This is a genomic window from Paenibacillus sp. sgz302164 (assembly GCF_056120505.1).
Window position 1 is genome coordinate 501,379 of sequence record NZ_JBVYOL010000001.1, and the last position, 17,939, is coordinate 519,317.

The following is a 17,939-nucleotide window of genomic DNA, read 5'->3' on the forward strand; positions in this document are numbered from 1 at the left end:
GGTAAAAAAACTTATATATACGGCTTGCATCGGCGGTGCTATCGTTAATGCCGAAAGACCCAAAATCAATTCGGGGGGATGTGTTGGACGCAAGCACAGGATACGGAACACAGCACGGGGGTTTGGTCATTTGGAGACCGGTTTGTATGTATGAAGTTATGAAGAGGAGGGAAGATGGGGGATGCGGGTAACAAAACGAATTTCGTTATTCATTGTCATCGTGCTGCTGTTTACCTTTATGCCGATTTCCGCTTTTGGGCAGGACCAACAGGATCAGCTAGATCAGCTAGGGCTGCAGGGTCAGCATCCGCTGGAAGTTGTCAGGGGCGGACAAGCGCATGCCGTCATCCTGATCGCCGCCGATGCGGACGAGGGGACAAAAGCGGCGGCCGATACGCTTGCCGAATATGTCGGCAAATCGACTGGGGCCTCGCTTGCGGTAATGAACGAAGCGGAGCTGCATACCGGCGGCGGGCCGATGAACGGATATTTGCGCATATACGTCGGGACTACAGCCTCCGGGGGCGATTCGCATGTGACGGCGTCATTGGCGGGTCTCGGCAGCGACGGCTTTGTCATCCATCCGCACGGCAACAGCCTGACCATTATCGGGCCGAGCAGCGGGGGGACGAAAAACGGCGTCTATGATTTTCTCGAGCGTTATGTCGGCGTGAGATGGCTCATGCCCGGACCGGACGGCGAAGATGTGCCGCAGCGGACCGATCTTGCGGTGCCGAGAACCGATATACGGGAAGAACCGGCCTTCCTTTCGCGGACGTTCAGCCCGCTGTCCTTGTCCTACGCGAAACCGGAAGAGCGGACATGGTCGGAACGCAACCGGCTGCAAACCCGCATCAATTTTCACCACAATCTTTACAACCTGTTCCCGTCCGAGACTTACGGAAGCTCGCATCCCGAGTTTTATCCGCTGCGGAACGGCCAAAGGTATATTCCGGCCAAGGGCGTTTCGACCGGTTGGCAGCCCTGCTTTACGGAGCCGGGCACGGTGCAGGCGGCGGTGTACACTATTGTCGAGTACTTCCGGAACAATCCGAACGAGACGTCGTACTCGCTCGGGGTAAACGACGGAGGCGGTTTCTGCGAAGCGGAACCGAACCACCCCGCTAACCCGCACCGGAACAATTCGCTCGGCATTCCGGATATGTCCGATATTTATTACGGGTGGGTCAATCAGGTTGTCGAGCAAGTTCTGGCGGTATATCCCGACAAGTGGTTCGGCGTACTCGCCTATCAGGAAGTGAACGATCCTCCGTCCTTCCCGCTCAATCCGCGGGTTGTCCCGTTCCTTACCAAAGACCGGATGGCCTGGGCCGACAGCGCGGTCAGCCAGAAGGGCAAGCAAACGCATGAACAGTGGAATACCAAGGCGGCCAGCATCGGCTGGTACGATTATATATACGGAACGCCTTATTTGGTGCCGCGAAATTATCCCCACCTGATGGCTGACAATTACCGCTATGCCAAGGAACACGGGACGGTTGCCCAGTACGCGGAGCTGTATACCAATTGGGGCGAAGGACCGAAGCCCTGGGTTAGCGCCCATCTGCAGTGGAACCCGTATCAGGATGTGGATGCGCTTCTGAGCGAATGGTATGTGAGAGCCGTCGGACCTGCGGCCGCCTCCGATTTGGCTGCCTATTATGCGATCTGGGAAAAGTTTTGGACAGTGGACGTACTCGGCACTCCCTGGTTTCAAAGCCGTAAAGGAACGACATTCCTTTGGTTCAATTCCCCGCTGTATTTGAATGCGGTGACGGATAATATGATTGCCCAAAGCCGTCAACTGCTGGAATCCGTGCTGGCCAAAGCGGTGACGGACCCGCAGAAAGCGAGAGCCCGCATGCTGCTGCGCGCATTCGAATACTATGAGGCTTCCGCGCTCAGCTATCCGAAACAAACCGAGCCGCCGAAGAGCGAAACGGAAGCGCTGCAAATGCTGGATCGGGTCGAAGCAACGATGGAGGAAAACATCCGGCTGGCGAACAAACGTCTTGAATTGGTTAAAGAATTCAAGACCGACCTGCTGCTTTATCACCCGATCGATCCGACCATATACAAGCTCGTCTGGAGCGGTTGGAACGAGAATCCGTTCTGGCAGTTAGCCGATTACATGAAAACGCAGGAACCTGCGGGAGGACCGGTTCGGCAACGGGTGGCGGCGCTGGCCAATCTTCCGGAGCCCTCCGCCCTGCGCGATTACGCCCGGCTGCTAAGCTCCTTGGAAACCGCGCCTTCACTGGTTGCAAATTCATCGTTCGAGCAAGGGACCGACACAGCCTCGAACTGGACGCCGTCGATCGTCAAATACGGCAAGTTCGAGCGTAAGGAAGGGTTCGCGTATTCGGGCAACGCCAGCATATACGTGCACAACTTCTATTACGGAGGGCTGAGCCAGACCGTTCCCGCCCAACCGGGGCCGATGGCCGCGCGCTTGCGCTACTATGTAACCCCGGAGACGCAATCGGTCGGTACGATTTTTCTGTCCTTCCATCTGCTGGGCGCAGACGGCAGCGTGCTTTCGTCGCTGCAAAGCCCGCAGGCGCCGTTTTCCGGATCGCTCGGCAAATGGTCGGAAATCAGACTGCTTAACAATATACCGGCAGCGGTTAACGGCAACGCCGTCCGGAATGTGAAAATCGAAGTCACCGTCAACGGATTTCAGGAAGGCGGCGAATTGTATCTCGACGACTTCGAGGCGAAGCAAGTCGTTTCGGGAGTGCCGCAGTTGAACGACAACGCATCGTTCGAGTCCGGAACGACAGATGCTCCCCCTTGGAAGTCTTGGGTAGCGTCGACGGGAACGATCAAGCGCGTCCAAGGCGTTTCCCGAACGGGAACGGCAAGCCTGCTCTTGAGCAATATGGCACGGGGCGGCCCCGTGCAAAATGTGGCTGTCGATCAGGCCGGCACCGTCACTTCCCGGGTTTACTATTACACGCCGCCGGGAACCGCGACGACCGGGACGATCCAGTTGTCCTTCAATATGCTGGATGCGAACAACAAAAACATTGCGACCCTGAAATCCGTTGCGAAGCCGATCGCCGCCACCTCGGGAACATGGGCGGACATCGAATTCACCGGACAAATACCGAATAATGCCGTTACGGTACAAATGGTAGCCATCGTCGACGGCTTTACGACAGGCGGCATTTATCTTGACGATTATACGCTAGCTTACAAAACTCCATAACATAAACAGGGGGATTTGCCGTGAACAAAAACAGACTTTACAAAACGCTTTCCGTCGGTCTTACGATTGCGATGCTCTCCATCTCCGCGCTGGCGTGCAGCAGTAAGGAAGCCGGGAATACCGGCGACGGCAAATCGTCGGCTTCGCCGGCCGCAGGCACGCAGAGCGGTGACGTTTACCCGGAAAACGGACTGCCGAAGGATCAGAAGGTTACGCTGAAATTCGGCTTTTTCGAAGGCGGCATGGGCAGGGAATATATCGATTACGCTATGGATACGTTCAAGAAAAAATTTCCGAACGTCAGCTTCGAAGTCGTCTATTCGCCGAAAATCGGCGAAGTCGTCAACACGAAAATATCCGCGGGCAATGACGCAGACATGTTCGACATGTTCAACGGCAACCTTCCCGGCGGCGGCGACGCGCTCATCCCTCTCGTAGCCGCAGGCAAGCTCGAACCGCAGGACGATTTGTGGAATCATAAGCTGTATGACATGAGCGGGAAAACGGTAAAGGAAATGGCGCTCGACGGAGTACCCGAATCGGCGGCCTACCGGTTTTCGGGGAAATTGTATGCACTTCCCTCAGCCGGCAGCGGCTCCGGATTGTTTTTCAACAAAACGCTGTTCGAGAAGAACGGTTGGAATCAAAATCCGAAGACGTGGAGCGAATTCGTCAAGCTGCTTGGGGATATCAAGGCCAAGGGCATGATTCCGATCACGTATCCGGGCAAATACCCGGGCTACATCGAAAATGCGTTCGGTCCCGTTAAAATGTTCGAACTGGCCGAACTGAACGGCAGCAAGTACCAGGACGACTACACCAACTTCAAGCTGCCGCAGCATACGGCCCCCGAAAGCTTGGAGCTTTGGAACCGCATTTTCGAGCTCGGCAAGAAAGGGTATTTTCCGGAGGGTGTGGCGGCTTTGACCCATACGCAATCGCAAATGCAAATGATCCAGGGGCAAGCCGCGATGGTTTCGACCGGCGTTTATGTGGAGAATGAAATGAAGGATTCCATCCCGAAAGATTTCGTATGGGGCTTCATGTCCGTGCCGATGAGTGATAAGCCCGACAGTACGATGTGGATTCGCTCCGCAGCCGCAAACGGCCATTTCATTTGGGCGGCCAAGCCGGATTTGAACAAAAAATGGGCCAAAGAGTTCAACGTCTGGATGTGGAATTTGGACGTTCAGGCATTCATCGCCGAAAAAGGCGGCCAGCTCCCTGTGCGCAAAGATTTCTCGGATGACGCTGCGCGCGCGGCCAAGCTGCAGAAAGCCCCGAAGGCGATGCTCGAATTCATGAAGCTCAACAAAACGAAGATGTCGGGCAGCACCCGTAACAGCACCCTGTCCGACCCGAGTTACCAGCAATCCATGAAGCTGATTCTGGATAACACGACCGAGATTACGTCCGGTAAAAAAGATCCGAAGCCGGTGCTCGAGGAAGCGGAAAAACTGATGCAAAAAGCGATCGAAGCGCAAAAGAAATAAAACCGCAAGGGGGGGGCGCGAAGCCAGTGCGAAGCCCTCTCCCTTGTTCCTTTTTTTGAAAATTCAGACCGTTTTGAAAGGAGCTGCCGCATTGAACGATACAACATCGACCGTTAGCGCGTCCGCGTATACCGGTAAAGCGAAAAAGCGGCTGCAAAAAGCCGGCTCTCAGAAGCTTATTTTTCTTCTGCTCGCTATTGCGCCGGCCTACGGCGGGTACTTGCTGTTCACGCTGTATCCCAACCTGTTGTCGATCTACTACTCCCTGCTGAACTGGAACGGCATTTCCGAGCCGAAATTTGTCGGACTCGACAATTACGTCGCCTTGTTCCAGGACAAAAACGTATGGAACGCTCTGCTTCATAATTTGTTTTATATGGCCGTCATTCCGGTTTCCGTCATCCTGATTTCGCTCTTGCTGGCCTATCTGCTGGTGAACAAAGGATTCAAAGGAACCTCGTTCTTCAAAGTGCTTTTCTTCTTCCCGAACGTGCTGCCGACGGTCGTCATCGCCCTTCTCTGGGCTTTCATTTACGACGGATCGTTCGGGCTGCTGAACGGTTTGCTGCGGCTGATCGGCGTTCCGATCGGAAATTACTACTGGCTCGGGGAGACGCGAACAGCGCTCGCGGCGATCGTTCCGCCATATGTATGGGGCGGCGTCGGCCTGTACGTCATCATCTTCATAAACGCCATGACGACGATCCCGAAGTCGCTCTACGAATCGGCCCTGCTGGACGGAGCCGGCCATATGACAAGGCTGTTCCGGATTACGATGCCGCTGATTATGCCGATCGTTCGCGTCAGCGCATTATTTCTCGTTCTGGGGTCACTGAAAGGATTCGAAAAGCAGCTGATTTTGACAAACGGCGGTCCGGCCGGATCGACGAACGTGATCGGGCTTTACATTTTCAATCTTGCGTTCGGGGATGAGTCCCACAACTACGGGTATGCCTCGGCCGTCGGCATGTTTCTGTTTGTCATTCTCGTGATAGCGAAGCTGCTGATGGACAAATATTTACCCGAACGGACTGTTGAATATTGAGTCGTGACGGAAGCTGCCGGGGGCATGTTTGGAAAGGATGAGGGATTGTGAACGAAAAACGCACGGCCGTCGATTTGCTATGGTGGATTTTGCTGATCGTCTGGTCAATGACCATATTGTTTCCACTGCTTTGGATTTTTTATGAATCGCTTAAAACGAACCAGGAATTTTTCATGGACGTCTGGAAGCTGCCGGAAGTGATGAAATGGGTCAATTACAAACAAGCATGGGTGAAATTCGGAATCGGCGAAGCGATGCTCAACACATTGTATTATGTCGGCGTGAGCCTTATCGTCGGCACGCTGCTGACAACTGTCAACGCCTATGCGCTGACGAGAATCGAATTTAAAGGCAGAACGTTTATTTGGGGAACGATCATGATTTCGTTGTTCCTGCCTGGAATTAACGCGCTGATCCCGCAGTATGTGCTGATGCGCGACTTGCACCTGACGAACAGCCTGACGGGGCTTATCATTCTCGAAAGCTTGGGCGAAAACGTCTTTTTCCTGATGCTGCTGGCCGGCTTCATGAAGTCGCTGCCGAAGGAGCTTGAGGAAAGCGCGTTTATGGACGGCGCATCGCTTTTTCAAGTATTCGGACGCATTATGGTGCCTCTGGCCGTACCGGGTATCGTGACGGTGGCGATCTTCAAATTTTTAGGCTTGTATAACAGCTTTCTCACGCCGTTCATCTATTTGAGCGATCAAAAAAAATATACGATCGGCGTCAATATGTACCACGCCAATCAGATGATGCAGTACTCGTCGGATTGGGTGACCATGTTTGCCGGGGTCACGATCGCCCTAGTCCCTTCCGTCATCATGTTCGTGTTCTTTCAACGGTGGATCATGGAGGGCGCGACGCTCGGCGCAGTAAAAGGATAGGGGGACCCGAAAGTGGATGTAATCACGCATTACTATGATGACAACATCGTTCTGAGAAGAGCCGTCGATATTGCGCGCCCGGCGGCAGTTAACCGCCGCACGGCCCTCTTCTATATCCACGGCGGCGGTTGGCGCGCCGGCGCAAGGGATGCTTTCCATTTGCATCTGCAGCATTTCACCCGCAAAGGATACGTTTGCGCATCGGCAGGCTATCGGCTTTCGCCGGAGTTCAAGCTTCCCGAGCAAATGCGCGACGTCATCGCCGGCTATGAGGCATTTGTCGCCTATGTCCGCGAACAATGGCCGGCCGTCGACACGTTCGCCGTACTCGGAAGCTCGGCAGGCGCGCATCTCGCCTCTCTGCTGGCGCTTACTTCCCCGAGCGAGTGGACAGGAGCCGCCGAGCCCAAGGACTGGCGGAAGCCGGCCGCCTGCGTATCGATCAATGGACCAGGCAAGCTGGAGCCGTGGGAGCCGATGCACGAGGGGATCCAAAAAGATATTGAAGACGTGATCGGCGCGTCCTATGGGGAGGAAGCCGACCTGTTCCGGCAGGCGTCCCCCATCGCCCGGGTCGATGACAACGCGTCGGATTTCCTGTTCCTGATCGCGGGCAAGGAACAGTTCTTCCCCCATCCGTTCATTTACGAGATGAGCGAAAAGCTGAAGATGTACGGCAAACGGTCCGAAGTGACACTCTTTCCCGCAGCGGAACACGGCTTTTTCTACGGCGTGGAAGGTCCGCTCCAGCGAGAAGCGCTCGCCGTGCTGGAACCGTTTCTCGCATCTTATGAATAAACATTAGTCCGTAATTTGGAGGAAACTCACCATGAGAATAGGTGTCATCGGATACGGCTCGCGAATGCGCGCTGTGGTCAAAGAAATCGAAAAAGCCGAATCCGGCTGCCAGGTGGCCGGCATCGTAGAGATTCGCAAGGATATCCCGCGAACGGATCGGAACGGAAACGACATCCCGCTCTTCGACACGCCCGAGGAAATGATCCGGTCCGTCCGCCCGGACGGCATCCTGATCGGCACTCGCTGCTCGCTGCATACGGAAATGGCGCTGAAAGTGTTCCCCAGCGGCATTCCCCTTTTTTTGGAGAAGCCGGTGGCGACGACGATGAACGATTTGCTCCGGCTGAAGCATGGCTATGAGACGAATGATCGGCCTCCGGTCCTCGTTTCGTTCCCGCTTCGCGTCACTTCCATCGTGCAGTTGGTGAAGGAAATCATCGATTCCGGGAAAATCGGTACGATCGAGCATGTTCAAGCCGTCAATAACGTACCGTACGGCGGCGTTTATTTTCACAGCTGGTACCGTGACGAGCGCGAAACGGGCGGACTTTTTCTGCAAAAAGCGACCCACGATTTCGATTATTTGACCTACGTCATCGGCCAGAGGCCGGTCAGCGTCTGCGCGATGACATCGAAGCAAGTTTTCAAAGGCTCGAGACCGGCCGGCCTGAAATGTGCAGATTGCGAAGAGAACCGGACGTGTCCGGAGAGCACCGTCTCACTGCCCTATGCGGAGGCCTGGCCGTATTGCTGCTTCGCCGAAGATACGGGCAATGAAGATTCCGGAAGCGCGCTAATCCGTTATGAGAGCGGAATGCACGCGTCGTATTCGCAAAATTTCTTTGTGCGGCGCAAAGCCGGCACCCGCGGCGCGCGGTTCCTTGGCTACAAAGGAACGCTGGAATTCGACTTTATGACCGGACGGGTGCAAGTCTTCATGCATCATACCGACCGTGTGGAAACGTATCAGCTCGAAGCCGGAGAAGGTCATTTCGGCGGCGATACCGCGCTTGCGCAAAGCTTTATCGGCCTGATGCGCGGCTCATCCGCGTCGCTGACGCCATTGGAAGGCGGGCTATCAAGCGCGCTTCTGTGTTTGAAGGCGCATGAGTCGGCACTAACCGGTACATTCCGGACGGTGGAATGGGGATAAGGAACCTTGGCAGCCGCCGGTTTCAATTAAATGATGAGGTGACGAGAAACCTTGGAAATCAAAACTGGCCCAATTCAAACATTTGAAGCGGATAAGCTGAAAGTACATGTTTACGAAAATCGCGAAAGACTGGGAATGTCGGCCTCACTAGACGTCGCCGAAAAAATGAAGCATTTGCTGCTTGAGAAGAAGCGGATTCGGATGGTATTCGCCGCCGCTCCGTCGCAGAACGAATTTTTGCAATTTTTGACTGCCGATAAGGATATCGATTGGTCCAGGGTAACCGCATTTCATATGGATGAGTATATCGGTCTTTCCAGCGATTCGCCGCAACGATTCAGCAAATTTTTACAAGAACGTTTGTTCGATATCGTCGAGCCCGGAGAGCTTCATCTGATCGACAGCAGCAATTCGATTGCACAAGAGTGCGTCCGATATGAACAATTGCTGATTCAAGCTCCCATTGACATTGTATGTTTGGGCATTGGGGAAAACGGGCATATCGCCTTTAACGACCCGCCGGTAGCCGATTTTTCCGATAAAGCCTGGGTCAAACCGGTCGAGTTGGATGAAGCCTGCCGGCAGCAGCAGGTCAATGACGGCTGTTTTCCTGATTTTGCCTCAGTTCCGACACATGCTTTAACGTTGACCATTCCGGCTTTGATGTCCGGAAGCCATCTGTTCTGTATGGTCCCGGGGCCGACAAAGCGGGAAGCCGTGGAAAAAACTTTATCCGGCCCGATCACTACTGCGTGTCCTGCCTCCGTGCTGCGAACGCACGCTGATTGTACCTTGTATGTGGACTCGGACTCGTACGGGGAGCTTGACGAATGAAAGATCGTTCCGTTGTGGAAGGCTTGCACTTTCAAACCGGCGAAGCGATTCGGATATGGATGAGTGACGGGCTGATTGAAAACATAGAGTCGATAACGCAAAAACCTGGAGAAAGCCCTTCTATGCTTCCATGGGTCGGTCCCGGATTCGTCGATCTGCAAATCAACGGATTTGCCGGAATCGATTTTAATAGTCCTCCGATCAAGGATGAAGATGTTCGTCACATCACCGAAAAATTATGGGGACAAGGCGTCACAACTTATTTTCCGACTGTGATTACCCATGGCGACGAGTACATAGCGGATAGTGTTCGCGCCATTTCAAAGGCATGTATGACCGATCCTCTGACAGCCGGAAGCATTGCAGGCATTCATCTGGAAGGTCCTTTCATATCTCCGCTTGACGGTCCCAGGGGCGCGCATAATAAACAATTTGTTAAACCTCCCGACTGGGAGGCTTTCCAAAAGTGGCAGGAGGCGGCAAACGGCTCCATCCAAATCGTGACCTTGTCGCCCGAGTATGATGAGGCGCCGGATTTTATCCAAAAGTGCGTCCGGTCCGGTGTCGTCGCGTCGATCGGACATACAGCCGCAAATTCCGAACAAATCGAGCGGGCGGTTCAAGCAGGAGCAACCATGTCGACTCACCTCGGAAACGGATCGCATCCCCTTCTGCCCAGGCATCCGAACTATATATGGGATCAATTGGCGGAAGACCGGCTGTCGCCGTGCGTTATTGCCGACGGATTCCATCTCCCGCCCTCTGTTTTGAAGGTTTTTATGAAGGCTAAGAGCGAGCAGCTCATACTGGTAAGCGATGCCGTCTATTTAAGCGGAATGGAACCGGGTGAGTACACAACGCACATCGGAGGACGCGTGGTGTTGACGGAGACCGGAAGGCTGCATCTTGCGGATAACCCCGATTTGTTGGCAGGTTCCGTCAAGATGCTCCGGTCAGGCATCGAACAATTGGTGAAATCGGGAATTTGCTCCTTGCCAATAGGCTGGGAAATGGCTTCCGTTCGACCGGCGGCATGTATGAAGCTTCCTTCGCACCAAGGATTGTCGATCGGCGCTCCCGGGGATTTGATCACATGTACCTGGGCTCAGAACAAGTTGGACATATGCCGTGTATATAAAAGCGGCCGTTTAGTTGGAAAGGAGAACCATGCATGAAGAAGACAGTGTTTGGCATTATGGGCTGCGAACACGCTCATATCGAGATTTTCATCAAGGAAATGCTTGCATTGGGCCATGAATGTGCCGGTATATATGAATCTAACAATATCGGACTTGCGTCTGAGATTTCGCACAAATATCAAGTTCCTCTATTGCGCGACCACGAAAGGCTGCTGGCGGAGGATGTCGACCTTATCGGCAGTTCTGCCATAAATAACGAGAAAATCGATATCATTGAGCGATGCGAGCAGCAAAGAAAACACATCATGATTGATAAACCCGCAGTGACGGACAGAAGGGGCTTTGAACGCTTGAAGGCCGTCATGGAAAGAGGAAACATTCAAGTAGGCATGCTGCTGACGGAACGATTCCACCCTGCGATCTATTCCTTGAAGAAGCTGATCGATCAAGGGGAACTCGGACAACTGGTATCCATAGGCATGCGTAAACCGCACTTATTGCGTCAGGAACGGCGGCCGCAGTGGTTTTTCTCCAAGGAGCAGTGCGGAGGAATTGTCATCGATCTTCTCATCCATGATTTTGATTTGCTCCGCTGGCTGACCGGCAGAGAGATCGGACATTCCGTAGGCTTCGTCGCTAAGCATATTTTGCCGGAGTATCCGGAATTCTATGATTCCGCCTCTTTGCAAGTGATCATGGAAGGTGGCATTACCGCCCAATTATATGCCGATTGGCATACGCCGGGCCGAAGCTGGACTTGGGGCGACGGACGAATTTTCGTGGCCGGTACGAATGGTTGCGCCGAATTGCGGCTGTCAGGGGATCCGTTCGCAAACGGCAACCAAGATCGTCCGCTGCTGTTTCACGCCACACATACCGAAGCGCCGGTTCAAGCGGAGCTCGAAGAGCCTTCGACAACCATTACGGAAGATTTTTTGCAGCGTATTGAAGGCAGCCCCTCGATTCTGACAAGCGAAGACATTTTAACTGCCGTAAAAGCAACCCTTGATGCGGACGAACAGGTGCGGTTCATCTTGTCCTTGGAAAGGCGATGAATATGAGCGAAATCATTCGATTCGGCATTATCGGAACCGGGACGATCTCCGCTTTTCATGCAAAAGCGATACAGGAAAACCCAAGAGCAGAGTTGTTCGCTGTATGCGGCAACAAGAAGGAAACAGCTTCCGGTTTAGCAGCGGGGTACGGCGTGAAGCATATATTTTCCAATTTGAGCGACATGCTCAAATTGCCTGGTCTTGATGCGGTTTGTATTTGCTTGCCAAGCGGACTCCATGAATGGGCTGCAGTAGAGGCGGCAAAAGCGGGAAAACATGTTTTTTGCGAAAAACCGCTGGATATTACCTTGGATAAAATTGACCGGATTATCGATGCGGTTGATAAACATAGAGTGAAGCTTGGCTGTGCATATCAGCGCAGGACGATGCCCGAGGCCATTGCCGCCCGCAAAGCGGTGCAGGAAAACAAACTGGGTCGCATGGTACTGGGCGATGCCTATCTGAAATATTACCGCAGTCCCGAATATTATCGAAGTGCGGGATGGCGGGGCACTTGGGCGTTAGACGGCGGAGGCGCTTTGATGAACCAAGGCGTGCACGGGATCGATTTGATCCAATGGATCATGGGCGATATGACTTCCGTCTTTGCTTATTCGGCGGCACTGGTGCGGGAAATTGAGGTGGAGGACACCGCAGTAGCCGTAGTCAAGTATAAAAGCGGGGCATACGGTGTCATTCAAGGAGCGACTTCCGTTTATCCCGCACAAGCAACAAGATTTGAAATTCACGGTGAAAATGGCTCGATCATTTGGGGAGATAAAGGCATTCAAACCTGGGAGTTTATGCATGGAGGGGCGGAAAAACCCGCCGGCTCCAAAGAAATGGCGCCGGGAGCCGATCCTAAACAAATTTCGCACGAAGGCCATTCCATCCTGATCGAGGATTTGATTGATTCCATTCTACTTGACAGAGAACCTATGATAAACGGACATGAAGCCCGCAAATCGGTAAAAGTGGTTACCGCCATATACGAATCTTCCAAAACCGGAAAAGAAGTTCTGCTATGAATGAAAAGCCGTCACGGAAAACTAATTTCCATGACGGCTTTTGTGCGCTTACTTATTTGGATGGAAATTTCAGTCCCCGATAATATGCTGCGAACGCCGCACCATCATATCCGGTGTAATCCGGCGAAACATCCTGCAGCTCAACTGCCCGTCCGCCTTGCTCTTTGGACAGTTTGCCGGCCAAAGCTGCTAACTCGGTTTCAACCAGCGTCTCGATTTCTACAGGAGCCGGCGCTTCTCCGCTAAAGTACGGTAAAACCGTCTCGAGCAGCGTCCGGTAAAGCTGACTGTTATCCACCTTCATAAACTCCACATCGGTTTGTGTAATTACTGTTGCATAAAAAGGATGGTATTTGGCCGTTGCACCCACGTTAACGATCCCCCGACGCCCATCCGACCAATACAATTCGTATTGATCTTGACCGGAATTCCCCAAGTGCCGCACGCTTTTGATCCCCGGACCCAAGAGTCCGTGAAGCATGGAAAAAGCATGAATGCCATAATTGTATTCGTCATTGGCACAGCCGGCGAGCGCATAGATGAATTGCTCCCGAGGTATGGATTTGTTTACCCATTCCCGTACTTCGTGCGCGTACCGCAAGGCAGAACCACCCGTGATGACCGCCCCCTCCCTTATCCACTGCTGAAGTTGACGAAGATCGCGAACATTTCCGGCGAGCGGTTTATCGATAAAGACGGCTTTCCCCTCCTTTACGAACGGAAGCGCTCTTTCAACATGAACGTCCCAATCGCAGCTGTGAATAAATGCCAGATCGATTTGTCCGGCCATCTCTTCCAAAGACTCGTATACCCGATCAATCCCGTGATCAAGGGCAAACTTTTCCGCATAGCCAGGAGGATTAATCGAGCCTTTGTCACATACACCTACTACTTGATGGCCTAACGAGCGAATGATAGGTACAAAACTGCCCGGATGAGAGGTATCCAGATCAACCAATCCGATGCGCAACGATTTCATATTCAGTCTCCGTTTCATTCATGTGATAAGTTTAGAGCTGCTTATCGAATCTTGATTCATAATACAGGCTGCGGGTAAGCGCTCCTCCATTTTTCTCGTAAAATTCAGCATCCAACGTAAACATTCCGCGGTTCGGCTCAATCCAGGATGCTCCGCTGCAGGAGTGCCGCTTTAACAGCTCGGCCCATCCCGTATAATACTGATTTCCGTTCGTTTCGAAGGCGCCGATTTTCAGACCGGGTAAGGACGGCAGATGTGCGGCCAAATTTTTGTTCCAATCAACGAGCAGCGGGTTTGCGGTCAGATCGGCGCAAAAACAAGGTACTCCCCGCTCACTGGCCAGCTTTGCAATTTGCAGACTCATACTCATCGTTTTCGCAACCGGCTTCAATGCAAATGCACCATATCCCAAATCGATGCTTTCCAAGGCATCCTGGGCATTATGTATGCTTTCATCGGCAGCAAAGCGAACGGGAATATCGGATACATCAATTTTATAACCCTCCATGAAGGGCTCCTCAAAAAGCACAATTTGATCGAGAGCGCCGAGCCGATCCGCATGCTCAAGCAAGCGAAGCAGGCAATCTTTTTCTTTATACCTCCCGTTTGCATCCAAATAATATAAAATCTTTCCATTGTCCGAATATTCGGAACCGTAGTCGCCCGCAATCCTGTGAATCGTCTCCAAACGCTGCTGATCCCATGCGAGCATTTTATCCGGATCATCGTCTTTATCGGGATCGGCTCCGATTTTTATTTTCAAAAGAAAGTGTCCGTCCTGCAGCAGCTTCGTGATGTCACTCTCCGAAAGAGCGTATCCGATAAGCGGTATGCTGGCGAGACGGGTATGTTTCGCACTCAGCGTGTGATGATACGTCTCCGGGACTAAATCTATAAAACGGGGACTGCCTTTTTCCTGCGCATACAATGCCCAAGCGGCTTGATCCAAAGCAACAAGCGCATTAAGCGCAAACGTCTTCCGCAGCAGTGGAAGTCCGCTGATCTGTTTCCCGTATTCATATACATCCGGCAGGAGCTTCTCCATGAGTTCGATTGGCGTCTCAAATGAGATCGTCTGCGCCTTCGTTAGCGCAAAATTTGTCATCGCGCTCATGATCTCATTTCCTTTTCGCTCCCCAAAACCCGAAAGCACATCGGCATCCGACCATAAGATGCTTTGGACTCCGACCCCGATACCGGACGCTCCCGATTCATCGCGCAAATAAACCATGGATTGCCACAGCTCTGTCAAGTATTCCCCTTTAAAACCGAATGGCAGCAGCAGCGGCTCCCGATCGACAGCATGTTGGGCTGCTTCAATTCGCTTTATCATTTTAAAGCGCCTTGCCGGTTTTGATGAACCAGGGAAGCGATCGGCTCCGGTCTGCCGCTTTGCAATGAGGCAATCGCTTGAATAATCATGAGAGTAGCGTACAAGCCGTCCACATGATCGATCGTTGGCGCCGTATCCTCTTGCAAACTTTTTAGGAATGCGCGATTTTCTTCGAGAAAGCCTGATTCGGTTCCTTTAAAAATTTGCGGTTCCTTACCTGCTTCTTGATAAGTCAATGTAGTCAAGCGGTCGGAAATGGTAATGGATTTATTTTCGGCAAACAACTGCATGAAAAACTTGCTTGCTAAGGGCGGCGTACCGCAATCCCCTTGAACGAGGCTGCCGGCCGCTCCATTATCAAAACGAAATACGGCGGTCAAGTTATCAATAACACCCGAAGGTTGGTAATAATTCCCCCCGGCAGCGTATACTTCGACGGGATCGCCCCCGGCTGCAAAACGAAGGATATCAGCGGAGTGACATCCCTGACTGATAACATTGCCTCCGCCTTTAATCGGATCATTCGCCCAGATCAGATCCCCCCATCGGTCGTCCATCATTTGCATCGTTACCATAACGGGTTGAGGAATAAGTTCCTTCGCTTTCAATAGCATTTCGTAATAGCGCATTTTAAATGCTGTAAACAGCTTCTTGCCTGATTTTTTGACCGCATCGCCGATTCGGATGCAGTCTTCGACGCTCATGGCCAAAGGCTTCTCGACCAGAATGTGCTTTCCCGCTTCCAAGGCCCGGATACTGTACTCGGCATGCGTATCATGCTGCGTAGTGATGTAAATAACATCGATTGCAGGGTCGTTAAAAAAAATCTCGGTATCGCTCGTCGCCAAATGACCGCCAAACTCTTCCAGCATCGCTTGAGCGTTTTGTTCAAACACGTCGCAATAAGCTACGGTTTCCATCCCTTCCAGTTCCTTCACGCATTTCGCGTGGATTTTCCCCAAATTGCCGCAGCCAATAATTCCAACCTTAAAGTTCTTCATATAGACACACCTTCCATGTAGAATAATCGTGCAGATTCATCTTCCCTTATTGCTTCACTTTCATCCACGCGCCGTTCTTGTCGGCAGATTCGATTTCGGCTTCCACAATCTCGATGCTGCCCATCGTGCTTTGCGGCGTTGCCTTCGTCATAGGCCGTTCATTCAACAGGGCTTCGACAACATATCGGAGTTGAAAATAGTAGCCCAGATCCGAAGAAAGTTCGGCGCGGAAACCGGGTGCATCATTCGGATTGACCTTCAATCCTTCCCCGTTAAAAAGAACGTTGCCGTGTTCGAAATTGACTCGAAAGCCCATTTCAAAGCCGAAATCCCCCTGCAAAGTCCAGTCCGCCTGAGCGTTAATCACTTTACCGTCTTCATACTTATAGTGGGTGGAAACAATATCGTATCCGCTGCCCGGGATCCTGTTTCGCGCATGAGCGGAAACCTCCAGCGGCTTGCCGAACAGCCAGTTGATCATATCGGTGTCGTGAACGTGCATATCGAGCATGGCTCCGCCGCTCTTCTCCCTCTGCGTGAGCCATGCGCCCCATGTAGGCGTGCTGCTGCAGCGATAAAAATAGCCGCTGACCGCAAGGCCGAATGTTCGTTTGTCCACGAGTTCTTTCAAATATTCGTACGCCGGCCAGAACCGCAAGCATTGTCCGATCATCAGCTGCTTCCCGTTCGCCTCGGCTGCCCGGATCATCACTTCGCATTCATCGGCCCTGAGCGCCATCGGCTTCTCGCATAATACGTGTACGCCGCTGTTCAGGCATTGAACGGAAACGTCCTTATGCAAAAAAGTCGGCAGCGTGATATCGACCATATCCAGCTGTTCCTTTTCCAGCATTTCACCAACCGCTCTGTATGTGGCAAAACGGTTGAAATCAATTTCCGATGAGCCTGAATCGATATTGCCTCCGCTAAATTGCCCTTCCAACTTTGCAGCATCGATATCGCAAAGCGCTGTGACGCGAATCGGCAAGCCTTCCTTTTCCAGACGAATATAATTTTCCAGATGCGTTCTTCCCATAAATCCTAAACCGACGATTCCGATTTTGAGCATTACCGCACCGTCCTTCCAAGAATGGCATCCATTGAAGCCGAAGTATTGTATACAATTTGCTTTGTGTGATGCGTATACGGCGGGATCATCTCGGCAATCACGTAATCATCGTAGCCGACGTCCTGCAGCGCTTTGACAACTTCGGGGTAATTCACGTCTCCGGCCAGCAGGTCCACGAATCCGTGCAGACCTCCTGCCGTACGGCGGTAATCCTTAAAGTGAACCTTCTTGATCCTTTTGTTCAAAATGCGGATCCAATGCTCCGGATACCCGGAATAAATGACATTGCCGACATCCAAATAAGCACCGACGTAATCCGAATCGATGCTGTCAATAAAGCCCTTCATCTCAAGCGGGGAAAGCAAAAACTTATTCCATACGTTCTCGATGCCGATCGCGACTTGCCGCGCTTGCGCTTCTTTAGCCAGCTTGGAGAAAGCCTCCAGCGCATATTCGTAAGCGGCTTCATACGGAACGACCTCCGAATCCGGAATAAAGTCGACTCCTACCGCTCCCGGAACGACGAGAATCGTATCGACGCTTAGAACGGAGGCAAATTCCAGCTGCTTTTTCACGATGTCTTGCGCCTTTTCGCGAACATTCGCCTGATTGCTTGTGAGCGAATAGCTCCAGTACAAACCGCTCGCCAGACTTGTCAGCTCGATGCCGGTATCATCGGCAAGCTTGCGGTATGCGCGCACTTCGTCCAACGTGCTGTCCAGGCTTAGCGGCCCGGTTTCATTCAGCGCCAGCTCGATGCCTTCGAAGCCCGCATCCTTCGCTGTCTTTATACATTCCGAAATATCCATGCCCCCGGGAAACGACCAAATGTTGATCCCTTTTTTCACTTCTATCTCCTCCTCATAGGTTCATTATAAATTCGCAGCAACGATCCGCATTTATCAAATAAGCCGATA

General features: G+C 52.4%; 15 protein-coding genes. 10 read left to right on the forward strand and 5 right to left on the reverse strand.

Annotated elements, in window-relative coordinates; translation table 11 throughout:
- The first annotated feature begins 181 nt into the window (after positions 1–181).
- The 10 genes from AC0LWT_RS02225 to AC0LWT_RS02270 all read left to right on the forward strand — a co-directional run bounded on the left by AC0LWT_RS02225 (position 182) and on the right by AC0LWT_RS02270 (position 12,640).
- Positions 182–3,211, forward strand: a complete 3,030-nt coding sequence (locus tag AC0LWT_RS02225) for a DUF4838 domain-containing protein (protein ID WP_474679569.1) — start codon at positions 182–184, stop codon at positions 3,209–3,211.
- Positions 3,212–3,231: 20 nt separating this feature from the next.
- Positions 3,232–4,704, forward strand: coding sequence for a type 2 periplasmic-binding domain-containing protein (locus AC0LWT_RS02230; protein ID WP_474679570.1), 1,473 nt, complete (start codon positions 3,232–3,234; stop codon positions 4,702–4,704).
- A 91-nt stretch (positions 4,705–4,795) separates the two neighbouring features.
- On the forward strand, positions 4,796–5,749 hold the full coding sequence (locus AC0LWT_RS02235) for a carbohydrate ABC transporter permease (protein ID WP_474679571.1): 954 nt from the start codon (positions 4,796–4,798) through the stop codon (positions 5,747–5,749).
- Between the two features lie 47 nt (positions 5,750–5,796).
- On the forward strand, positions 5,797–6,633 hold the full coding sequence (locus AC0LWT_RS02240) for a carbohydrate ABC transporter permease (RefSeq protein WP_474679572.1): 837 nt from the start codon (positions 5,797–5,799) through the stop codon (positions 6,631–6,633).
- 12 nt (positions 6,634–6,645) lie between these two features.
- Entirely contained in the window at positions 6,646–7,431 is a 786-nt protein-coding gene (locus AC0LWT_RS02245) for an alpha/beta hydrolase (RefSeq protein ID WP_474679573.1), read from the forward strand.
- Between the two features lie 31 nt (positions 7,432–7,462).
- On the forward strand, positions 7,463–8,584 hold the full coding sequence (locus tag AC0LWT_RS02250; RefSeq protein ID WP_474679574.1) for a Gfo/Idh/MocA family protein: 1,122 nt from the start codon (positions 7,463–7,465) through the stop codon (positions 8,582–8,584).
- 57 nt (positions 8,585–8,641) lie between these two features.
- Positions 8,642–9,418, forward strand: coding sequence for a glucosamine-6-phosphate deaminase (locus AC0LWT_RS02255; RefSeq protein WP_474679850.1), 777 nt, complete (start codon positions 8,642–8,644; stop codon positions 9,416–9,418).
- A complete protein-coding gene (locus tag AC0LWT_RS02260; RefSeq protein ID WP_474679575.1) occupies positions 9,415–10,593 on the forward strand; it encodes an N-acetylglucosamine-6-phosphate deacetylase in 1,179 nt (392 codons plus the stop codon). The genes AC0LWT_RS02255 and AC0LWT_RS02260 overlap by 4 nt, the downstream gene beginning before the upstream one ends.
- Positions 10,590–11,612 (forward strand): Gfo/Idh/MocA family protein, encoded by a 1,023-nt coding sequence (locus tag AC0LWT_RS02265; RefSeq protein WP_474679576.1) that lies wholly within the window; start codon positions 10,590–10,592, stop codon positions 11,610–11,612. The genes AC0LWT_RS02260 and AC0LWT_RS02265 overlap by 4 nt, the downstream gene beginning before the upstream one ends.
- Positions 11,613–11,614: 2 nt before the next feature.
- Positions 11,615–12,640, forward strand: a complete 1,026-nt coding sequence (locus tag AC0LWT_RS02270) for a Gfo/Idh/MocA family protein (protein ID WP_474679577.1) — start codon at positions 11,615–11,617, stop codon at positions 12,638–12,640.
- 52 nt (positions 12,641–12,692) lie between these two features.
- On the opposite strand, the gene AC0LWT_RS02275 is transcribed toward AC0LWT_RS02270, so the two are convergent.
- From AC0LWT_RS02275 to AC0LWT_RS02295, 5 genes are read right to left on the reverse strand one after another with little or no spacing between them, the layout of a single operon-like run.
- Complete coding sequence (locus AC0LWT_RS02275) at positions 12,693–13,619, reverse strand: Gfo/Idh/MocA family protein (protein WP_474679578.1); 927 nt, start codon at positions 13,617–13,619, stop codon at positions 12,693–12,695.
- A 31-nt stretch (positions 13,620–13,650) separates the two neighbouring features.
- Positions 13,651–14,952, reverse strand: a complete 1,302-nt coding sequence (locus AC0LWT_RS02280) for an enolase C-terminal domain-like protein (protein WP_474679579.1) — start codon at positions 14,950–14,952, stop codon at positions 13,651–13,653.
- Positions 14,949–15,953, reverse strand: a complete 1,005-nt coding sequence (locus AC0LWT_RS02285) for a Gfo/Idh/MocA family protein (RefSeq protein ID WP_474679580.1) — start codon at positions 15,951–15,953, stop codon at positions 14,949–14,951. The genes AC0LWT_RS02280 and AC0LWT_RS02285 overlap by 4 nt, the downstream gene beginning before the upstream one ends.
- 46 nt (positions 15,954–15,999) lie before the next feature.
- Positions 16,000–17,022 (reverse strand): Gfo/Idh/MocA family protein, encoded by a 1,023-nt coding sequence (locus AC0LWT_RS02290; RefSeq protein ID WP_474679581.1) that lies wholly within the window; start codon positions 17,020–17,022, stop codon positions 16,000–16,002.
- On the reverse strand, positions 17,022–17,870 hold the full coding sequence (locus AC0LWT_RS02295; protein ID WP_474679582.1) for a sugar phosphate isomerase/epimerase family protein: 849 nt from the start codon (positions 17,868–17,870) through the stop codon (positions 17,022–17,024). The genes AC0LWT_RS02290 and AC0LWT_RS02295 overlap by 1 nt, the downstream gene beginning before the upstream one ends.
- Positions 17,871–17,939 lie beyond the last annotated feature (69 nt).

Excerpts from the sequence above, each read along its gene's own strand:
- AC0LWT_RS02225 (WP_474679569.1), top strand. The coding sequence starts at position 182 with ATGCGGGTAACAAAACGAATTTCGTTATTCATTGTCATCGTGCTGCTG.
- AC0LWT_RS02250 (WP_474679574.1), top strand. The coding sequence starts at position 7,463 with ATGAGAATAGGTGTCATCGGATACGGCTCGCGAATGCGCGCTGTGGTC.
- AC0LWT_RS02260 (WP_474679575.1), top strand. The coding sequence starts at position 9,415 with ATGAAAGATCGTTCCGTTGTGGAAGGCTTGCACTTTCAAACCGGCGAA.
- AC0LWT_RS02265 (WP_474679576.1), top strand. The coding sequence starts at position 10,590 with ATGAAGAAGACAGTGTTTGGCATTATGGGCTGCGAACACGCTCATATC.
- AC0LWT_RS02270 (WP_474679577.1), top strand. The coding sequence starts at position 11,615 with ATGAGCGAAATCATTCGATTCGGCATTATCGGAACCGGGACGATCTCC.
- AC0LWT_RS02275 (WP_474679578.1), bottom strand. The coding sequence starts at position 13,619 with ATGAAATCGTTGCGCATCGGATTGGTTGATCTGGATACCTCTCATCCG.
- AC0LWT_RS02280 (WP_474679579.1), bottom strand. The coding sequence starts at position 14,952 with ATGATAAAGCGAATTGAAGCAGCCCAACATGCTGTCGATCGGGAGCCG.
- AC0LWT_RS02285 (WP_474679580.1), bottom strand. The coding sequence starts at position 15,953 with ATGAAGAACTTTAAGGTTGGAATTATTGGCTGCGGCAATTTGGGGAAA.
- AC0LWT_RS02290 (WP_474679581.1), bottom strand. The coding sequence starts at position 17,022 with ATGCTCAAAATCGGAATCGTCGGTTTAGGATTTATGGGAAGAACGCAT.